This is a genomic window from Methanothrix soehngenii GP6 (genome assembly GCF_000204415.1).
Lineage (GTDB): Archaea > Halobacteriota > Methanosarcinia > Methanotrichales > Methanotrichaceae > Methanothrix > Methanothrix soehngenii.
Genome location: NC_015416.1, coordinates 1,621,674 through 1,638,608 on the forward strand (window position 1 = coordinate 1,621,674; position 16,935 = coordinate 1,638,608).

A 16,935-nucleotide genomic window follows, 5' to 3' on the forward strand; every position below is an offset into this window, starting at 1 on the left:
CCGCCGTTTAGGGGCGTAGACCTCGTTAGTGAAACTAGCCAAATCCCGCGGATGCAAGAATGCGTCAGTAGAACGCGAATGCGAATGAGCACCCTTTGAGGATTAAGTTATCCGCCCATATCAGGACGGGAACAATCATGGAACTGCAGAGGAATAAAGTTTGTGGCATTGACGTGCACAAACGATTTCTGATAGCAACAATCCTTTGCCGAGACGGGAAGAAGGATACTCAACGCTTTAGCGTTACCCTGGAAGATCTCTTAAAATTTAGAGATTGGGTTATCGAAAATGGATGTGAACAGGTTGCCATAGAATCAACTGGAATCTATTGGCATCCTGTTCACTCTGTTCTTGAGGGAAAGATCGACTTGATTGTGGCGAATTCCTACAAAATTAAGCACACGCCAGGAAGAAAGACTGATGTCAGCGATTCCGAATGGATTGCTGAACTTTGTCTCAACGGCATGATTGAGCCTTCCAGGATTTTTCCTAAAGATGATCGAGAGTTAAGAAGGCTAACCAGAGCCAGAGAGGGTTACGTCAAGCAGATGACTCAGGAAAAGAACAAGATACACCAATCTCTCGATTCTGCATGCATCAAGTTGGCCTCAGTTATCTCTGATATATTTGGCAAGTCCGGGATGTACCTCTTGAATTGCGTTCTAGAAGGAAGAGAGATTGATGATATAATTGACGGCATTCCATCTGGACGACTTAAGAAAAAGGCGGATCAAATTAAAGAGTCTATCAAGAGTCGTCTGGATGTCTCTCAGGTCATTTTGATTAGGGGTTCTCTGAGCTTGATGAAATCCATCCAGGAGAGGATAGATGAGCTGGATGGGGAGATTAGCGCCAGAATTCAATATCGTAAGAATGATTTAGCCATTGCAATGTCTATACCTGGGACAGGTTTTGTTTCTGCAACTGCCATTCTGGCGGAAATTGGCAACTATACTGATTTCGAAAAGCCAGAGCAGCTTGCCGCATGGTGTGGCCTTGTTCCTTCTTTATATCAGTCAGCAGAAAAGACAATCCTTGGAGGGATAACCAAACAAGGCTCCAAGCATATCCGAAGAATGCTGATCCAGGTCGCCTATGCCATATCGAGAACCAAGGATTCCAAGCTGAAGAAATTCTTCCTGAGGATTCAAGCCAAGAAGGGATCTAAAGTAGCAGCGGTTGCTCTGGCAAGAAAGGTCCTGTGCATTCTTCACCATCTTCTCATAAATCAAGAAATGTATATTGAAGACAGAGATAAGAAGAATATGCGTCAGAAGCCCTTAATACCGCCGTCTCCTATTGAGATGTCGATCCAAGAGATGATTGACTGCATCGTGCGGGCAGGTTATGTTGTTACGAAGAGCGATAGCATAGGAGGGTTCGGTTAAATCAATTTTTCGGGTTTTTCATGCGAAACGGGGGGCAGCGCAGGCTGGGTCCCACCCTCCAGCTCATTCAGGGGCAGGGCAGAGTGAGGACGGACATATTTCCCACTACGGTTTCCGATCTGATCTGGGCATAGCCCATGTAGGTTCCTCCCATTATCATGGTGGGCACAGTGCGGGCGTTCTTCTGCACCCGCTGGCCGATCCTGGCCGAGCCCTGAATCTCAGAGCTGATCTGATAAACGGAGATCTTGTCATCCTGATAGGTCTTGGTGTCCTTAATCAGGTCTTTCTCTATCCGGTAGGTCTCAGAGAATACCGAGCCCACCTCATAGTTCTTGGCGCAGAGAGCATTTCTCAGGTCGCTTTGATTGAGGGGAGGATGGTAGGGCTTGTAGTCGAATTCCACTGAGGTGACCAGGGAGGTCTCGTCCATTTCCGAATCCCTATAAGTGACGGAGTCGAGGGTTCTGGTGACCACTCCGCTGCCGCTCGAGCCGAGAACCACCTTCTGTCCAGCAAAGCCAGGCTGGGTCTGAAGGATGCGGGACTCCTCCATATAGCCGTTGACGAATACCCAGGAGTGCTCAGTCGTGTTCTGGGCGAATGAATCAGCAGAACAGGCCGCCTGCCCGGCAGCGACCAGGGCAGCGATACAGGCCATGGATAGGACTAAAAGCATCGACTTCATCTTCGCGCCTCATCAACTTCCAGGTATCGAATGGAGTGGGTAAATATAAATGTGATCCCGCTGTCGTTCAGAAATCCGCCAGGGCAGGGCCGAAGGAGTAGTAGGCATCAGCAGGAACTCCCTTTATCAGCCCATAGGCGTCCGGCTCCGGCAGAAGGGAGATTCCTGTCTGGTTCCAGCTGGCGTCTATGGAATGCACCGGGGTGATGATCTGGCTCTTGAAGTAGGAGTCCGTCTGCCTGGTAGGGACGGTGGATATGGGCATGAGCATCAGGGATTCGTTCTTTCCGAATATCTCTTCTATCCAGGCGTTATACTGAGGGACGGCCTGATTGAAGTCTGCAGGGCTGCCCTGGAGTGCCTGGTCATATTTCTGGGCCATCTTCCATCCTACGCTCAGGCCGTCTAAGACCCCTTTCTGGTAGTCGCTCAGGGCCATAGAGGGGCCTATAAGGGCAGAAGCGAAGAGAATTGCCATAGATATTGCCAATATAGATCTCATTTTGATCCTCCGTTGTATGCAATGATCTATTGATATGAAGGGCATCATCGAAAAAGATTTTGCCTGATTGCTTCATCGCTTTTCCTGCGGCAGAACTGCGGCTGGATTCGTATTGGTATTTATGTGATGAGAGTGAAGTCAATGCTATCTGACAGAATCCCTTTCATTGGGCAATGATGGCCGCATCGAGTTCAGAGTGAGACTGCATTGCAGGACAGCATTTATTCATATTTGAGGCAGCGGCTCAATGAAGAGATGGGATTGCAGGAGGTGAAGCGTTCTATGAGCAAGAAGAAGGGTGCCAAGGGGATGCCAATCGAAGGCCCGGGCAAACATGATCCATCCAAGCCCCGGAAGAATAAGGCATATTCTCCGGTCTATGGCGAGACGAAGAGCGGAATCAAGAATGAGCAGCCCAGGAAAACGCGAATTTAGCTCAGGTCTTCTGCCCACACGCTCTATTTTTCCCGACAGGTAAACTACTCCGGCCTAAAGACCGGAGCTTTCAGTAGCCCTGAAAGGACTGCCTTGATGCTTGGAAGTCCTTCCGAGCCTCCAGGCCGGTCTACATAGCGGCCCAAGAAAGCTATATTCTTAGCACCATTGAAATCAGCATCGCCAGACCAACCACACACATGACACTTGAAGCTCTTGCCATTCCTGATTCCATGCTCACCGCACTGATGGCACGTCTGGCTGGTGTATGCGGGGTCCACCAGAACCAGAGGAACGCCAGCCGCGAGAGCCTTATAGCTAAGGAACTCCTTAAGCTGGTAGAAGGCCCAACCACTGACTTTTCGTCTATGGTTTTTTCCTGCTTTCTGGTTGACGCCTTCTCTAATTCCAGTTAAGTCTTCCAGAGCAATTTTTGCAGGAATCTCCTGGGCTCTGGTCACAATGGCTTTGCTGATTTCGTGGTTGATCTGCCGTTGGTAGCGTGCTTCTTTGCCTGATAGTCGTTGCTGAAGCTCTCGGCATCTTCGCCTTGAACTCCTTGTACCTTTCACGGCTTTCTGTTGAAGAACAGCACGCATAGACGCATAATGATTCTTGATTAGCTTGATAGTCTTTCCGCCAAACTTCTGGCCTTCGGAGGTCACAGCTATCATTTATACCAAGATCGACACCTAGAACTGTATCAACATGTATCTGCTCCGGTGCTTCGCTTTTAACCTGGATGTTGATATAGTATTCAGATCCTTTCTTACAAAGCGTTGCGCTTGTCGGTTTAGAATCCTTGAGTCTGGTTCGCTGATAGTCGCCTAGAACCAACTTGATTCGTTGTCTCGATCTAAGAAGAGTCACGCTGATTTCTTCGTCTTTCTCTCTGAAAGCAAAGATCCTAGTATCATAATCTATACTGGTTGGTTCAAAGTTCTTAACTGATGAATGATCCTTCATGGCAGTCTTACGGTTAGATGCAACGCGATTGATAGCCCTGATTGCCAGATTGGCAGAAAGACCAAACTTAGCTCGAACATCTTGGTATACAATGCCCTGAATACGGACTTTATTTCTGAGCTTAGCAGGCGTATTCTGGTTTATCCAATTGCAGGCATCCGCAAAGGCTTTCAGAGTATCCTCCATCTCTTCGGCCCGGGAGTCTGTTGGACTTAACTTGCATCGGACGGTTAACACCTGCTCAGTCATCAGTAGGCATTATAGTCACTAAGTGATATATATGTTTTGGTGGGCTACTTACGGCTTTCCTCCCCGCCCTGAAGAGCGGGGCTTCCAGCCTGTGTTTATGTGATACCTTTAATATCGATCAGAGGCAACTATTCATCCATGGAGCTGGATCTTTGCATTAAAGGCAGAAGAAGTGTGAGGAGCTATCTGGACCGGCCCGTGCCCAAAGAGGTCATAGACGGATTGCTTGATGCCGCGGTCTGGGCCCCCTCTGGGATGAATGAGCAGCCCTGGAGGTTCACACAGTCATCCAGGACCGGGAGGTCATAGAGAGCCTCTCTCGCAAGACGAGGGAGCTGGTGATGAAAAGCATGCCTTTCTTGGAGGAGTCCGAGGCAGCATCAAAGTCGGAGCGGGATATGATCTTCTATGGCGCTCCTCTTCTTATTTTCATCAGCGTTAAAAAGAGTCCCAATCCCCTGTGGAGGGTGGTGAATTTCTTAGACTGCGGCCTCGCTGCGCAGAATATGTTTCTCTTCGCCTTCCAGGAGGGGCTGGGAAGCTGCTTCATCGGATTTGCCGATCACTTGAACCATGTTCCGGAATCTCTGGCCCAGATCGGAATTCCCGAGGACCACGAGCTCATGGCCCCGCTGATCTTCGGCTATCCAAAGGAGGTCCCGGAGGCAATGCCAAGGGAGGCGAAGGTGCTCAGGTGGATCTGAAGCATCGATCAATAACGTTTTCTGGACATAATTGACCTGAGCTCTGGCCTCTGAGTTCCAATCGAGCTTTTGGAGAGCCAAATCTATCTTATCATAACAGGATGAGCAGTCCAGTCAGGCTTAAGACGCATTCACCATCTTCCGGCTGGCATTCGCCCCAGTTCCGCTTCAGTATCGCCCTCCAGCCATAGCTTCGAGCGGCAAGGATGTGCTCGTGCTCCTCGGTGACAAATATGGCCTTATTCTCTGCTTTCACCAGTCCGCTCTTTTCCAGTGCCCGGTCGAAGATTCGCTTATCCGGCTTTTTGATATTTTCAGGGTGCTCAGAGGAGAGGACTATAAGATGGGGGTCAATGAACGAGGCGATTCTGCATTCCTCCAGAAAGGAGTGCACCTCGTCGACTGTTACCTCTTCAGACAGGTTGGAGATCACTCCCAGCCGGTAGCCGCGCTCACGCAGCGCCTTCAAGGTCTCCAATGCATCGCTGTAGAGATAGTACTGACCGTTCACCTTTTCAAGCAGGGTATGGGTGAGGTCGAAGAAGATCGCAGGGCGCATGGAATTGCCAGTAATGATATCAACCGGATAGAATCATTATGCAGAGCTATATATGAATGTTTTCAGGGCAGCGTTAAATGGCGAGCACGCCGGCAGTCGCCCCCAGGCTTATGCGCCAGTTTTTCCCGATGCTTTCTCCTCCCCTTACACCTATAAGCGACAGTTACCCGCAGTGGGTCTGCTCCCTTCCGGGCCTGAACCGGTTCCTGCAATTATGGTACACGGGTCATTCCTCAGAAGGACCCATGGACCGGTGCTATCCCTACAGGACGGAGAATCATAGTCGGCAGCTGGACTGAACGCACAGCGCCCGAGGTCTTCCGTCAGCTTCGCCCCCCGCGTATCGACGATTTCGGGTTATAGGTGACGCCGAACCACCCGGACTGCCCGCCACTTTTAACATTGAGGTGTACAGCTAATAAAGCTAACGCAAAAAAGAGGTGCAAAATATGGCAGATGACATGGATGCAATTATGGGTTTCATCATGGGAAACAAGCAGCGGGAAAGGATTGTCCAGATCCTGGGCTCCAAGGGGAAGATGGAGTCAGATAAAGTGGCCAAGGTCACTCATATCCCTGCCCCGTCAGTCAAGAAGATACTGGCGGAGATGGCAGAGCGGGATCTGGTCCGAGAGGAGAATGGCATCTGGGGACTTACCGGGGCTGGAGAAGAGATAGAAAAGGAGCTTAAGAAAAGAGGCTGAGTAAGCCTCTAATAGCCCTCTTCCTGGAGGAGATAGTCCAGCTTCTCCACGCAGTTCCAGGTTAAGATGAGCTGGGCCAGGCCGATGGCATTGACGTATTCTTCCCTTCGATCGCTGATCATGCCGTCCGTTCCCAGGGATTCTCCCAGCTTCTTCTCCAGGTCAGAGATCATGGATTGATGAATCTCCCCGTCCATGGTCATGATCCCCACCCTTTTCCCGTAGTAGTCATCCCTCTGAAACTCAATGGAAAACTCATGCTCCGATCGGCGCAGAATCTTGGAGAGATCGATGTTCATGCTCACCTCGGACACGGGATGCTCCATTATCTCCATGATCAGCCGCACCGAGTACCAGTCCAGGGTGGACTGGGAATCGAGTAGAGAGGGATGAAAACGGGAGTCTTGAATCTTGATCACAATCTGGGCATAGATCTTCTGGATGTCCACATAGAGCTTGTAGTCCGGCTCGCGCTGCAGAATCTCTGCCATCACCTGTCCTGTCTCATAGCCCCGCTCGCCCACATCTCTCCTGATCTTCCACAGCCTTTTCACCGACCGGGAGGGATCGACGAATATCTTGAAGTCGATCTGGCTTCTCAGCCGCTCGGTGTAAAGGGGGTGAAGGCCCTCTACGATTATCACCGGCGCCGGGCCGAAGGGCACCGTCCCTGAGATCTCTCCGGTGCGGTGGTCGTAGACCGGTTTGTCTATTCTCTCATTTCTCCGCAGGGCTTCCAGATGCTCAGCCAAAAGGTCGAACTGATTGGCATCGGGGTGCAAGGGGGTGATGTTTCTCTCCTTTCTCTGCCTTCTGTCCAAAGAGTGGTAGTCGTCCATGGAGAAGGTGGCCACCATATCCTCCCCCAGGATCCTTCTAATGCCCCGTGAGATGGTGGTCTTACCCGATCCACTATCCCCAGCAATGCCAAATACGAATACCCGTCCCGATTCCCTGATTCTGTCCTTGAGCGATCTCATGAGAGCACAATGCCTCCAGAATGCAATTCTGGCTAAGAAATAGATGAATGTATGCCTTGGATGATTTAAGGCCTATTTGCTCTTTTTTTCCGCCACCAGATCCTCAAAATCCCGGGTTTCGTCGATGTCCTCCAGCTCCCTTTTCTCAATGAGGGCGGTCTCCTCTATGCACTCCAGCTTCGTCTCACCGTCCACTATCACCACCGACTTGGTGCGGGCGACGGAGGAGAGGCTGCTCATCAGCCGGGCCTTCTTGATTATGCTCTGGGAGAACTTGCCCACGCCCGTGAGGACCACCAGTTTTCCTTCCCTGGTTATAGCATTAAATGGCGCCTGGGCGGTGGGAACCACCTCAAAACCGATCTCCAACAGCAGTCGCAGGATGTTGTCCGTCACCGGCCCCTTCACCTCTGCCACCGCCTCGGTCTGGAAGGGATCTACCGGCTCGATCAGCTCCTCATTGAAGATCTCCTCCAGCTTCAAAGCCACATCAACCGAGGTGTCCATGTCCTCGACCTCGTACTTGCTAATGGTCCTGCGGGAGACGCCTAGCTCTGTGGCCAGGGCCCCCAAAGATATGCCTCGTGCCAGCCGGATCTGTCTCATCCGGTCTCCATCGATGCGCACATAAAGCCCGCCGTGCGCCGCATAGACCAGGGGCAAGGCCCCTTCCAGCAGGCAGTCTGCCAGGGTGAACAGGCTGAGGGTGGGAATGCCATAGCGGAAGTAGACCGCTCCCCTCTCCAGGTACTGGTCGCGGGTCTTCTCTCCGACCAGTATGGGGCTGGCTAATAGGTGCTTGGCCAGACGCCTGATCTCCAGGGCAGTCCTCTCATTCAGGCCGTCGATATTGGAGAGGATCTTCAAAAAAAGGAACTGATCATCTCTTCTGGCTGCCAGGTCGAAGCTCCTGGGACGGAGATAGCAGCGGTCAGAGGTAGAGAATCCTGCCTCTCTCAAAACCTCCTCCACATGCGCGGCAAGAAGCTCCTTATCCATCATTATATATGTCCGTTTGACCGCTATTTAAGCTTGACCATGTTTATTGGAATAGATGATACCGATTCTGAACGAGGCCTGTGCACCACTTATCTGGCCGCGGTGCTCATGGAGAGGCTCGTTTCTTGGGGGGAGATCGAGGGCCTGCCCAGGCTCATCCGCCTCAATCCCTGCGCCCGCTATAAGACCCGGGGTAATGCTGCCCTCGCCTTCAGCCTTAAGAGCAGCCGCCCGGATATGGTGAAGAGAATCGCTCTCCAGACGCTTCTCGAGCTTTCCGACTTCTCTGGTTCCAACACCAATCCCGGACTGGTGATTGCAGAGGAGGTGACGGAGAGGATGAGGGCCTTCTATCGCTCTGCGGTCACGGAGATTCTCAGCATAGACTCCGCGAGACGACTTCTGGACGAGGAGGGGATATGGTATCGGGGCTTCAAGAAGGGAAGGGGTCTGATCGGCGCTCTGGCTGCGGTGGGGGCAGACCTGCCGGACTGGACCTATGAGCTGATAGCCTATCGGCAGCGCAGCCAGTGGGGCACGCCCAGGTTCATAGATCCCGCCACCGTATGGGAAGCGGACAGGCTCACTTATCCCCAGACCTGGGATACTGTGGACCATCATAACCATAGAGTGGTATTCGCGCCCCATTCTGCTGATCCAGTCCTCTTCGGCATAAGAGGCTCGGATCCAGTGGCCATTAAAAGAGCATTTGAGACCATAAGATCTGAGCCGGTGGAGAGGTATGTGCTCTATCAGACCAACCAGGGCACAGATGCCCATATCCTCGAAGGCCAGATAGCCCGGGCAAAGGACAGCCAGAGCTACCGGCTGCACGGTTTTGTCGCCGGGCCGGCCAGGGTGATCGCTGGTGGACACGTATTCTTGACCCTTCATAATGAGGGAGTGGGGCTGAATGGGGGGGGCAGGATTGAGTGCGCAGCCTTCGAGCCCACCAAGAACTTCCGCAATATCATAAAAGAGCTGCGGCCGGGGGATGAGCTGGAGGTCTTCGGTTCGGTGCGGGATGGAACGCTGAACCTGGAGAAGATCAACATCCTCCATCTTGCTCCCGAAAAGGTACAGGCAGCGCCCTTATGCCCTCAATGCCATAGAAGGATGGAGTCCGCGGGCAAGGGCCAGGGCTACCGCTGCCGTCGCTGCAAGACCAGATCATCCTCTCGCGAAATAGAGAATCGGGCCCGTGATCTTGAGACCGGGTTTTATGAGGTGCCTCCCTGCGCTCGCCGCCATCTCTCAATGCCTTTGGTGCGCTTGAAACAGAAGGATCTATGCATTCACCCCAGCCGCTAGACCACTTCAACTGTGGGCAATCAGTTGCAGGACGGTGGCGATTTAGGCGGGATGGTGTGCTGGCAAAGGGAAAAGAATGCAAAAAAGAGAAAAACTAAAGGTGGCCCATCGGCCACAAATCCAGATGATTTATTTCTTGAAGGCGCCTTCCAGGGGCGGGACAACCTGCTTTTTCCTGGAGAGTACCTTTTCCTTGTAGATGGAGTTATTCTGGATCTTGCCGCCGAATGCCTTCTCAAATCCTGCCGCTGCCTGGGCATTTCCTACGAAGAGAATGTCGCTTGCCTCTTTCATGACATCGGTGAGCATCAGAACGATCATATCCAGACCTTCAGCGTCCTTCATCTTGTTCATCTCTTCCAGGATTGCCGCTCTCTTGGGCTCCAGGTCCTTCAGATCCATGACCTCGATCTGACCAACGCCGGACTTTGTGCCGGAGAAGTCGAACTTCTTGAAGTCTCCCAGGAGAATATCCTTGGCCGACTTGGATGAGACATCGCTCTTGGCCTTCAGCAGCTCCATACCGAAACTCATCGGATCGACGCCAGCGATTTTGGCCAGCTTCTCCACTGCGGTCTTGTCGCGAGGAGTGCAGGTGGGCGACTTGAATAGGACGGTATCTGAGAGGATGGCGGACATCATCAGGCCAGCCATCTCCTTGCTGATCGGCACATTGTTCATCTCATAGAGGTTCGCGATGATGCCGCCAGTCGCGCCCACCGGCTCATTGAGGAAGAATATGGGCTTTCCTGTAGCCAGGCCCCCTATCTTGTGGTGGTCCACGATCTCCACGATGTTCTCCATATTGAGATTGTCCACCGCCTGGGCCATCTCATTGTGGTCTACCAGTATCACTTTCTTGTCTGTAGCATCGGTGAGCTTCTCCGGGTAAGGAACCTTGAAGTGGTCCAGCAGGAACTTGGTCTCGGCATTTATGTCTCCTGCGGCGGCAGGTACGGCCTCTTTCATTCCCAGGGCGTTCTTCAGATTGGCATAGGTTATGGCAGATGTTACAGAATCGGTATCAGGACTCTTGTGCCCGATTACATAGATCTTGTCGGTCAAACGAAGCACCTCAGCATTGTTAATGTAGAACACTAACTTAAAGCTTACTGGCGGCAGCGCTCCGATATGAGTCGATTATTATATCGTATGTAGATAACTTTATTAATCATGGATGAATTCTTGTAATGTCCCTTTCGAGGGCTGACACGAGCTTAGAGTATGTTCTGCCGTGAGTGCCGGTGCAGGATAGGGACTACAGGCCGCGTTGATAGGTCCTTATGGTAGGATACTGACTATCGTCTACCTATGACCATGAGACAACCCAAATGCGGTACAGACGCCCGTTGCGAGGGTTGCTGGCCTGACTGCGGATACCCATCGGATGACGTGCCAGAGTTAGTATCGGGCGACAAATTAATCTTCATTATGGCCTTTCTGAAGTTGTGAAAGGCCTGCTTATCACACTGGAGGGGATCGACGGCTCGGGAAAGAGCACAGCGATCCGCCATATTGCGGCAAAGCTGAAGGAGCTGGTTCCGGAAAGAACGCTGCTCATCACCGCTGAGCCCTCCAACAGCGCTGCTGGGAGGATACTGCGTTCAGAGATATTGAGGGAATCGACCGGCGAGCTATCATTTGCCGAGCACATGGAAGAGCTCTTCCTCTTCATGGCAGACCATGCCCGCCACCTGGCCGATACCATAATCCCATCTTTGGAGGCGGGGGCAATTGTCTTATGCGATCGGTATGCCGACTCCACCGCTGCCTATCAGGGGGTGACTCTGAAAGGGATTGTTCCCGATCCCCTGGTCTGGATCAGAGAGATCTATCGACCATGGAACCTGCGCCCGGACAGGACTCTCCTCTTCCTTTTGGATCCCCAATTATCAGTGCAGAGAATCAGCTCTCGTTCGGGGAGAGAGAAGTTCGAACGGCAGGAGTTTTTGCGCCAGGTGGACGGGAACTTTCGCAGGCTGGCATCCCTGGAGCCAGAGCGCTTTGTGATCATAGATGCGAGCCTCGATGAGGATGCGGTGGCAGAGAGCGCTGTATCTTCCATACTTGAAATGCTGACCTAGCCAGACCTTGTTGGGGACTGGAAGGGCAACCCGAGCAGCGGCAAGATCAGCTCGCTCCTGATACACAAGCTCACTTTTCGGATAGGGCGATCTCTATTAGCCTCTTCGCCCAGGCCAGCTTCTTTCTTTTTCGGGGGGTCACGCTCTGGTCCTCAAAGTCAAAGCCCACCAGCTCAATTGAGGACGCCCCGAGCTCGACCGCCAGGAATACGGACCGATCTCCGTCTGTGAATCCCCCAAAGTTGTACAGTCCACCCGATGGCCGGCACTGGCAGGTGCCGATGACATTCTCCAGCTGGGGCACATATCTGGCTAAGGCATCCAGATTGTCTCCGTGAGCATGAACGACGATGATCGCTTTCTTCTGGCAGGCCTCCAGAATTGCAGGAAAGGGGCCGTCCAGGTCGGAAACCACAACATCCGGCACAATTCCCCTTCTTAAGAGAACTGCTGCCGCCCCGTCCGCAGCGATGCGGGCAGCATCCATAGGGGGCAGCGCATCAAGCTCGCGGTCAAGGGATGGAGCATTGCCAAATATCACTGCCTTTCTCCCGCGAATCCGTTCCTCTGCCGATGGGCGACAATCTCCGGAATACTGCAAAAGCTCTGCCAGTAGATGCGCTCCCTCTTCATCCCTGGCAGAAGAGAAGCCGAAGTCCTGCAATATCTGATTGTAGAATGGCTCCCACGTAGCGAACTGCATATTAAAAAAAGCGGGAGTGTTTCTCCCTCACTTAGTAGGTTCTTTGAAACTGGGCCTGGGTTGGTGCCTTAAAGCAGGTGCAATCGAAGATACCGGTTGCAGACTTGATGTACTTCTTTTCGGCAGAAGTCATGCTGTCAAAGCCGCCGAAGCAGCAGGGCAGCCAGTCCTCATTCTTCTGAACCAGACGGTAGGGAGTCTCCAGCGTCATGTTCTTTTCGATATGATAGGTTCCCCAGTAGTCTTCGTCTATCTCAATTGCTGGATTTCTCCAGGCAGTTTTCCTGATCGCGAGGTTCTCGGCGGTAAAGTCTCCGTCATCCAGGCTGGCATAGTTGTCGGCGGCCTGCAGGACACCAATGTGAGCCTTTCCGTCGGTCATATCCTCATTTATGGTCATCTGGGTATAGCCAATGCCGAAGATCTCAGGATCGTAGGTCTTATTGAAGACCTCTTTGACGACTATGTTCAACTCCTTATCCAGTGCATGGGCATACTCGACCTCATGATGCATGCTGGTGCCGGCGCGGTAGTTCTTTACCCAGGTCTTCTCCTTGAGCAGGGAGCTGTAGTCCAGGGGATTTGCTGCATAATATCCTGTTCCAACTGCAATCCTCATGGGCGCATAGACCATGGAGACATCCTCTTTGAACTCAATGCAGTTCTGATAATAATCATTGTAGTCTGCGTTGGCATCGTGGGTAAGGCGGTCCATATCCTGTAATGTCAAGAGGGACTCGCTGTTCAATGAGCCACTGCCGTGGGCGTAGTTTTTGACTGCGGTATTGCCCGCTTTGGCATAAATATAAGTCATGAAGTAGCCGTTACCCTGCACGCTCTGCTCGAAGTCGAATGTGGTATTCTTTTGCAGGATAGCGTTGGTGTATTTATACCCTTCATTAATGTCATTATCGGTTGCTGCTAATGAATTCCCCGTGAAAGCAATCAAAATCATTGCTGTCAGCGCTGCTAGTCTGGCCTTCAGATCAATCCCTCCATCTAAGCGAATATTGCCATTTCCATTAATATTCCTTCTTTTCTTTTGGTCAAATCACCTATTTCAATCTGTTGATTGCCTTTTGCATGCAAAGGCGGGATTTTGCCCTTCACTGCGTCATGGTAGACCCCTTCTCTGCTATGGAGTGGTCAATTGAGGGATTGATCCTTTTGGCCATTGTCCGGAGATAACCAAAAGGTTAATACGTAAAGGGTTTCTCGATAGGTATTAATATGCTCGCTCCTGTTGATCTTATGGAAAGGCCATTTTTGATCATACCGCTTGCATCAAACAACTGAGCAGTGGATAATCTGGAATGAGAATAGTGCACCTTTGTGCACTAGCCCGGCAATTCCATTTGAAAAACGAGTTGGGCGTATAAAAAACCCATATGTATCGCGCCATAGAAAAGCGCTTCGCCACCCTGGCGAAGGATTCCCGGGTTTTTTGGTTCCGGAGCGGGACCAAACCCCAGCCGTGGGCTGGAACAGGAGGACAAACGGGGGATGCTGGCAGAACTAGAAGAGAAAAGAGGCAAACTCAGGCAGGAGTCCCTTGCCTTTAAGGACAGACGCAGCCAACTGAACGCAGAGGCGAGCAAGTGGGCCGCCAAAAGAAATGAGCTTAACAAGGCCACCAAAGAGTTGATCGACAAGGCCCAAGAGCTCAAGAAGCTGCGGGATGAGAATAACAAGAATGTGGCTGAATCCAAAAAGCACAGGGACGAGTTCAACGAGAAGACCAATCAGCTCTATGCCAGGATAGACGATATCCGCAAGAAGTACAACCTCACTGGTGATCGTTCGATAAGAGACTTGCGCCGGGAGATTGATCATCTTGAGTTTAGGCAGCAGACTGAGGTCTTGAGCCCAGATAAAGAGAAGCAACTGGTGGATAAGATTGCCTCCCTGCATGCGGAGTTTAAGAGTCGCAAGGAGCAGCTTGAGAAGAACGAGGAGCTGAGGAAGCTTCTGGATGAGGCTCAAGCATTGAGGGATGAGGCATCAAAGCACCACGATGACGTCACAAAGTACGCAGAGCTGGCCCAGGAATACCATGATCAGATGATTGCGACCTTCAAGGAAGCCGATCAGACCCGTGCGGAAGCAGATGCCGCTCACAAGGAGTTTGTAAAGGCCCAGGAGGCTGCAGATGAGCAGCATAAGGAGTTCATCCGCACCCAGCGAGAGGTTCGCGACTTCGAAAAAGTGATCATGGGCTTGAAGAAGAAGAATAAGGATATCAAAGAGGATCGCGCCAAAGAGGTTGCCAAGCGCGAGGCAGAAGAGATCCTTACCCACTTCCGACAGGGCGAAAAGCTGAATACGGCAGATTTGCTAAGGTTGCAGCGTGCCGGCCTGGTCTGAAAGGCTCGAAAATTTCCACCTAATTGGGCAGATAAACTGCCCTTTCTCAGATTTTAGCATTTCTTGATTTATTCTTGGGCTTGCCTGATGTTTTCGATCCAGTCAAGTGGCAGCGTTTAGCCCATTCTGCTGGGAATCGATTTACAGGACCGCAAGCTTTTAGAGCAGCAGATCCGATCTCGGAGTGATGAACGAAATCCGCCTCCTCTTCGGAAGGCCGGCCATCCCTGATAGAAAGGATCTCATATCGGCAATAAAGGATCTGCAACATCGATACGGTTGTATTGTGCAGGCTTTGGATGCAGATAAAGTGGTAAGCAATAGGCATATCCTCTTCGCCACGGAAAAGGCCTTATCCGCCTTCTCTCAGAGAAGAAACATCGCCAAGGATGTTGGCATGGAGATAATGAGATATGCTTCCGGAGAGAGGCAGATTGAGAGGGCCCTAAATATGGGTGTATCAGATAAGACCGAGCGCATAGCCCTCGTCCTCGCCAGCCTGGAGGGCCAATGCAACTGGCCAGATGAAATAGAGCTGTCTAGACTTCTAAAGCCGGATGGACTGGGCTGCTCCTGCCGATACAATGCGGTAAAAGAGGTTTTTAATATCTCTTCTGCAGAGCTTGATTCGGTGGGAGAGGACAGGATAGAGGATCTGGTTATCGAGAGAGTTGCCCTGGCGGATACATACCGCTGAATTGTATAGAGAAAGGATGAGTTCTACAATGAAGGAAGAATTCTATACCCAGAAGCGTTGGCTTAACTGGATGAACAAGGTGAAGGACAGCAACTTCAAGCTCACAGAATCCGATGATAAGAACTCGGGAGCGGTCTTCATCTATATCATGGACGATGTGGTTTTGGCCTGTCTCAAGGTCATTGCCCGCTTTGAAAGAGAGATCATAAGCGCTGAAGAGGCTTTGGACGATATCGAGGCCATCCGTTCAATTGTCTTCCAGGAGCACGAATCCCTTGGAGAGGATGCCGATCTGATGATAGAATCACTCAAGACCTCGCTTGCTGCTGTATTCGTCTCCAGCCAGCGCTATATCACCGGAAGCTTCGATCGGGAGAGCCCCCTCGATGAGCTGGTGGCAAGGGCAGTAGCGGCAGAGGAGAAGGAGAATCTGGATGAGGCCTTCGATCTGCTCAGCCAGGTGGGGGCCAGGGTGATCGGTGGGGAGAATCTTCCCGAGATCGGCGAGCTGCCTTATTGTATGACTGCTGAGCTGATGGACGGCATTGATGCCATCTCCGCGGCCATGATAGGCGATGACAGCTATAAGGATGAGGACGGATCGGAGGATACAGGTGAGGGTGATTAGTCTCGCTTAATTCTGCCCTGTTTTTCCTTCGACAGGAGAATAAATGATAAAAAGAAGCCTCTAGCCTATCCTGGTTGTCACTTCACATCCATTTTCCAGAATCAGGACCGTATGCTCTGCCTGGGAGACCAGCGCCCCCTCAACCTCCCATAGTACCGGGTATCCGTGCACAGCGCCGCTCCGCACGAGATGCATCAATGCATATTCCGCCCTCTCGGCCTTCAACCACCGTCTGGCGAAAGGTAGTGTCTTATAGCTCTCCACGATCTCCTTCATCAGGGCTCTGGCCGCGGGAAGCCTCTGGGGCCGGGACCCGCCGAATCCATAGATCTCAGTGATGGGCGCCTCGCTGATCCTCCCCGAGCCATTGGTGGCGAAGGGCTCAATGGCGATGACATCCCCCTCTTTTAGGATCACTCCCTTATCCATTCTCTTGTTCGGCACCGCTGGCTGGTCATGAGCGATATAGCGAGAGAGTCCGTGCCCGGTCAGGTTGTAGACCGGTTTGTAGCCGTAGCCGGTAATGGCTTCCTCTATCGCCCCTCCAATATCAGCAGTGCTCACCCCCGGCCCGACCAGCTCCAGGGCGGCATCCAGACCTGCCCGGGAGGCGAGGACCAGATCCTCGTGGCCGCCAAGGTCTATGGTGATGGCAGCATCGGCGATGTAGCCGTCCACATGCACTCCCACATCCAGCTTCACCATATTCTCGGCAAATACGCTCTCGTCCTTTGGCGAGGGTGTATAATGAGCCGCGCTCCGGTCCAAAGATATGTTGCAGGGAAATGCAGGCAGGCCGCCTTTTGACCTTATGGCTTCCTCCACGAACTCGGCCACCTCCAGCAGGGGCACGCCTACATCCACCTTCGGCCTTGCCTCCTGCAGCACTTCGGCCAGAATTCGTCCGGCCTTCCGGTAATTATCTAGAATTTCTGCGTCCATCATTATCACCAAATGGCAAGCTAGCTATAAAT

General features: G+C 52.0%; 19 protein-coding genes, 1 other RNA gene and 1 pseudogene. 10 read left to right on the forward strand and 11 right to left on the reverse strand.

All coding sequences use genetic code 11. The annotated features are described in order from the left end of the window. Window positions 1–137: 137 nt before the first annotated feature. Window positions 138–1,388 (forward strand): IS110 family RNA-guided transposase, encoded by a 1,251-nt coding sequence (locus MCON_RS08135; protein WP_013719518.1) that lies wholly within the window; start codon window positions 138–140, stop codon window positions 1,386–1,388. A gap of 67 nt (window positions 1,389–1,455) precedes the next feature. Here the strand turns inward: MCON_RS08135 and MCON_RS08140 are convergent, their stop codons facing one another. Further along, window positions 1,456–2,076, reverse strand: a complete 621-nt coding sequence (locus MCON_RS08140) for a hypothetical protein (protein WP_013719519.1) — start codon at window positions 2,074–2,076, stop codon at window positions 1,456–1,458. A gap of 67 nt (window positions 2,077–2,143) precedes the next feature. Then, entirely contained in the window at window positions 2,144–2,578 is a 435-nt protein-coding gene (locus MCON_RS08145) for a hypothetical protein (protein WP_013719520.1), read from the reverse strand. Between the two features lie 282 nt (window positions 2,579–2,860). Between MCON_RS08145 and MCON_RS08150 the strand changes: the two genes are divergently transcribed. Continuing rightward, the gene (locus MCON_RS08150; RefSeq protein ID WP_157863739.1) at window positions 2,861–3,013 is read left to right on the forward strand and encodes a hypothetical protein; all 153 of its coding nucleotides are present in this window, start codon (window positions 2,861–2,863) and stop codon (window positions 3,011–3,013) included. A gap of 44 nt (window positions 3,014–3,057) precedes the next feature. On the opposite strand, the pseudogene MCON_RS17125 reads toward MCON_RS08150, so the two are convergent. After that, window positions 3,058–4,228, reverse strand: a pseudogene (locus tag MCON_RS17125) (RNA-guided endonuclease InsQ/TnpB family protein). 138 nt (window positions 4,229–4,366) lie between these two features. On the opposite strand from MCON_RS17125, the gene MCON_RS16895 reads away from it, so the two are divergent. Both MCON_RS16895 and MCON_RS16900 read left to right on the forward strand, forming a co-directional pair. Next, a complete protein-coding gene (locus MCON_RS16895) occupies window positions 4,367–4,537 on the forward strand; it encodes a nitroreductase family protein (protein ID WP_083804695.1) in 171 nt (56 codons plus the stop codon). Window positions 4,538–4,569: 32 nt separating this feature from the next. Continuing rightward, window positions 4,570–4,932, forward strand: coding sequence for a nitroreductase family protein (locus MCON_RS16900; RefSeq protein WP_052297549.1), 363 nt, complete (start codon window positions 4,570–4,572; stop codon window positions 4,930–4,932). 91 nt (window positions 4,933–5,023) lie between these two features. Here MCON_RS16900 and MCON_RS08165 read toward each other — a convergent pair whose 3' ends face one another. Beyond that, a complete protein-coding gene (locus MCON_RS08165) occupies window positions 5,024–5,491 on the reverse strand; it encodes an HAD family hydrolase (protein WP_013719523.1) in 468 nt (155 codons plus the stop codon). 78 nt (window positions 5,492–5,569) lie between these two features. Beyond that, an RNA gene (gene ffs / locus MCON_RS15630) (signal recognition particle sRNA) lies at window positions 5,570–5,884 on the reverse strand. 56 nt (window positions 5,885–5,940) lie between these two features. Between ffs and MCON_RS08170 the strand changes: the two genes are divergently transcribed. Continuing rightward, window positions 5,941–6,195 (forward strand): transcriptional regulator, encoded by a 255-nt coding sequence (locus MCON_RS08170; protein ID WP_013719524.1) that lies wholly within the window; start codon window positions 5,941–5,943, stop codon window positions 6,193–6,195. An 8-nt stretch (window positions 6,196–6,203) separates the two neighbouring features. Here MCON_RS08170 and MCON_RS08175 read toward each other — a convergent pair whose 3' ends face one another. Beyond that, a complete protein-coding gene (locus MCON_RS08175; RefSeq protein ID WP_013719525.1) occupies window positions 6,204–7,175 on the reverse strand; it encodes a phosphoribulokinase in 972 nt (323 codons plus the stop codon). A 72-nt stretch (window positions 7,176–7,247) separates the two neighbouring features. Then, the gene (locus MCON_RS08180; protein ID WP_048132174.1) at window positions 7,248–8,174 is read right to left on the reverse strand and encodes a transcriptional regulator; all 927 of its coding nucleotides are present in this window, start codon (window positions 8,172–8,174) and stop codon (window positions 7,248–7,250) included. A 39-nt stretch (window positions 8,175–8,213) separates the two neighbouring features. On the opposite strand from MCON_RS08180, the gene MCON_RS08185 reads away from it, so the two are divergent. Beyond that, window positions 8,214–9,485, forward strand: a complete 1,272-nt coding sequence (locus MCON_RS08185) for a tRNA(Ile)(2)-agmatinylcytidine synthase (RefSeq protein WP_013719527.1) — start codon at window positions 8,214–8,216, stop codon at window positions 9,483–9,485. A 129-nt stretch (window positions 9,486–9,614) separates the two neighbouring features. Here MCON_RS08185 and MCON_RS08190 read toward each other — a convergent pair whose 3' ends face one another. Further along, complete coding sequence (locus MCON_RS08190) at window positions 9,615–10,550, reverse strand: manganese-dependent inorganic pyrophosphatase (RefSeq protein WP_013719528.1); 936 nt, start codon at window positions 10,548–10,550, stop codon at window positions 9,615–9,617. Window positions 10,551–10,933: 383 nt separating this feature from the next. Here MCON_RS08190 and tmk point away from each other — a divergent pair, with 383 nt between their 5' ends. Continuing rightward, window positions 10,934–11,569: a dTMP kinase gene (tmk, locus tag MCON_RS08195; protein WP_013719529.1), complete on the forward strand. Its 636-nt coding sequence runs from the start codon at window positions 10,934–10,936 to the stop codon at window positions 11,567–11,569. Between the two features lie 70 nt (window positions 11,570–11,639). Here tmk and MCON_RS08200 read toward each other — a convergent pair whose 3' ends face one another. Both MCON_RS08200 and MCON_RS08205 read right to left on the reverse strand, forming a co-directional pair. Next, complete coding sequence (locus MCON_RS08200) at window positions 11,640–12,272, reverse strand: 6-hydroxymethylpterin diphosphokinase MptE-like protein (protein ID WP_013719530.1); 633 nt, start codon at window positions 12,270–12,272, stop codon at window positions 11,640–11,642. Window positions 12,273–12,303: 31 nt separating this feature from the next. After that, window positions 12,304–13,227, reverse strand: a complete 924-nt coding sequence (locus MCON_RS08205; RefSeq protein ID WP_013719531.1) for a hypothetical protein — start codon at window positions 13,225–13,227, stop codon at window positions 12,304–12,306. A 548-nt stretch (window positions 13,228–13,775) separates the two neighbouring features. Here MCON_RS08205 and MCON_RS08210 point away from each other — a divergent pair. The 3 genes from MCON_RS08210 to MCON_RS08220 all read left to right on the forward strand — a co-directional run bounded on the left by MCON_RS08210 (window position 13,776) and on the right by MCON_RS08220 (window position 15,961). Then, window positions 13,776–14,636 carry a coiled-coil protein gene (locus tag MCON_RS08210; RefSeq protein WP_013719532.1) on the forward strand — a complete coding sequence of 287 codons (861 nt, stop codon included), beginning with the start codon at window positions 13,776–13,778 and terminating at the stop codon, window positions 14,634–14,636. Window positions 14,637–14,823: 187 nt separating this feature from the next. Next, window positions 14,824–15,333, forward strand: a complete 510-nt coding sequence (gene cgi121 / locus MCON_RS08215) for a KEOPS complex subunit Cgi121 (RefSeq protein ID WP_048132176.1) — start codon at window positions 14,824–14,826, stop codon at window positions 15,331–15,333. A 28-nt stretch (window positions 15,334–15,361) separates the two neighbouring features. Then, window positions 15,362–15,961 (forward strand): DUF2150 family protein, encoded by a 600-nt coding sequence (locus MCON_RS08220; protein WP_013719534.1) that lies wholly within the window; start codon window positions 15,362–15,364, stop codon window positions 15,959–15,961. A 60-nt stretch (window positions 15,962–16,021) separates the two neighbouring features. On the opposite strand, the gene map is transcribed toward MCON_RS08220, so the two are convergent. After that, entirely contained in the window at window positions 16,022–16,903 is an 882-nt protein-coding gene (gene map, locus MCON_RS08225) for a type II methionyl aminopeptidase (RefSeq protein ID WP_013719535.1), read from the reverse strand. Window positions 16,904–16,935: the final 32 nt, after the last annotated feature.

What these genes read in the sequence shown, in the direction of transcription:
- MCON_RS08135 (WP_013719518.1), top strand. Translation starts at nt 138, where the DNA reads ATGGAACTGCAGAGGAATAAAGTTTGTGGCATTGACGTGCACAAACGA.
- MCON_RS08140 (WP_013719519.1), bottom strand. Translation starts at nt 2,076, where the DNA reads ATGAAGTCGATGCTTTTAGTCCTATCCATGGCCTGTATCGCTGCCCTG.
- MCON_RS08145 (WP_013719520.1), bottom strand. Translation starts at nt 2,578, where the DNA reads ATGAGATCTATATTGGCAATATCTATGGCAATTCTCTTCGCTTCTGCC.
- MCON_RS08150 (WP_157863739.1), top strand. Translation starts at nt 2,861, where the DNA reads ATGAGCAAGAAGAAGGGTGCCAAGGGGATGCCAATCGAAGGCCCGGGC.
- MCON_RS16895 (WP_083804695.1), top strand. Translation starts at nt 4,367, where the DNA reads ATGGAGCTGGATCTTTGCATTAAAGGCAGAAGAAGTGTGAGGAGCTAT.
- MCON_RS16900 (WP_052297549.1), top strand. Translation starts at nt 4,570, where the DNA reads ATGAAAAGCATGCCTTTCTTGGAGGAGTCCGAGGCAGCATCAAAGTCG.
- MCON_RS08165 (WP_013719523.1), bottom strand. Translation starts at nt 5,491, where the DNA reads ATGCGCCCTGCGATCTTCTTCGACCTCACCCATACCCTGCTTGAAAAG.
- MCON_RS08170 (WP_013719524.1), top strand. Translation starts at nt 5,941, where the DNA reads ATGGCAGATGACATGGATGCAATTATGGGTTTCATCATGGGAAACAAG.
- MCON_RS08175 (WP_013719525.1), bottom strand. Translation starts at nt 7,175, where the DNA reads ATGAGATCGCTCAAGGACAGAATCAGGGAATCGGGACGGGTATTCGTA.
- MCON_RS08180 (WP_048132174.1), bottom strand. Translation starts at nt 8,174, where the DNA reads ATGGATAAGGAGCTTCTTGCCGCGCATGTGGAGGAGGTTTTGAGAGAG.
- MCON_RS08185 (WP_013719527.1), top strand. Translation starts at nt 8,214, where the DNA reads ATGTTTATTGGAATAGATGATACCGATTCTGAACGAGGCCTGTGCACC.
- MCON_RS08200 (WP_013719530.1), bottom strand. Translation starts at nt 12,272, where the DNA reads ATGCAGTTCGCTACGTGGGAGCCATTCTACAATCAGATATTGCAGGAC.
- MCON_RS08205 (WP_013719531.1), bottom strand. Translation starts at nt 13,227, where the DNA reads ATGATTTTGATTGCTTTCACGGGGAATTCATTAGCAGCAACCGATAAT.
- MCON_RS08210 (WP_013719532.1), top strand. Translation starts at nt 13,776, where the DNA reads ATGCTGGCAGAACTAGAAGAGAAAAGAGGCAAACTCAGGCAGGAGTCC.
- cgi121 (WP_048132176.1), top strand. Translation starts at nt 14,824, where the DNA reads ATGAACGAAATCCGCCTCCTCTTCGGAAGGCCGGCCATCCCTGATAGA.
- MCON_RS08220 (WP_013719534.1), top strand. Translation starts at nt 15,362, where the DNA reads ATGAAGGAAGAATTCTATACCCAGAAGCGTTGGCTTAACTGGATGAAC.
- map (WP_013719535.1), bottom strand. Translation starts at nt 16,903, where the DNA reads ATGGACGCAGAAATTCTAGATAATTACCGGAAGGCCGGACGAATTCTG.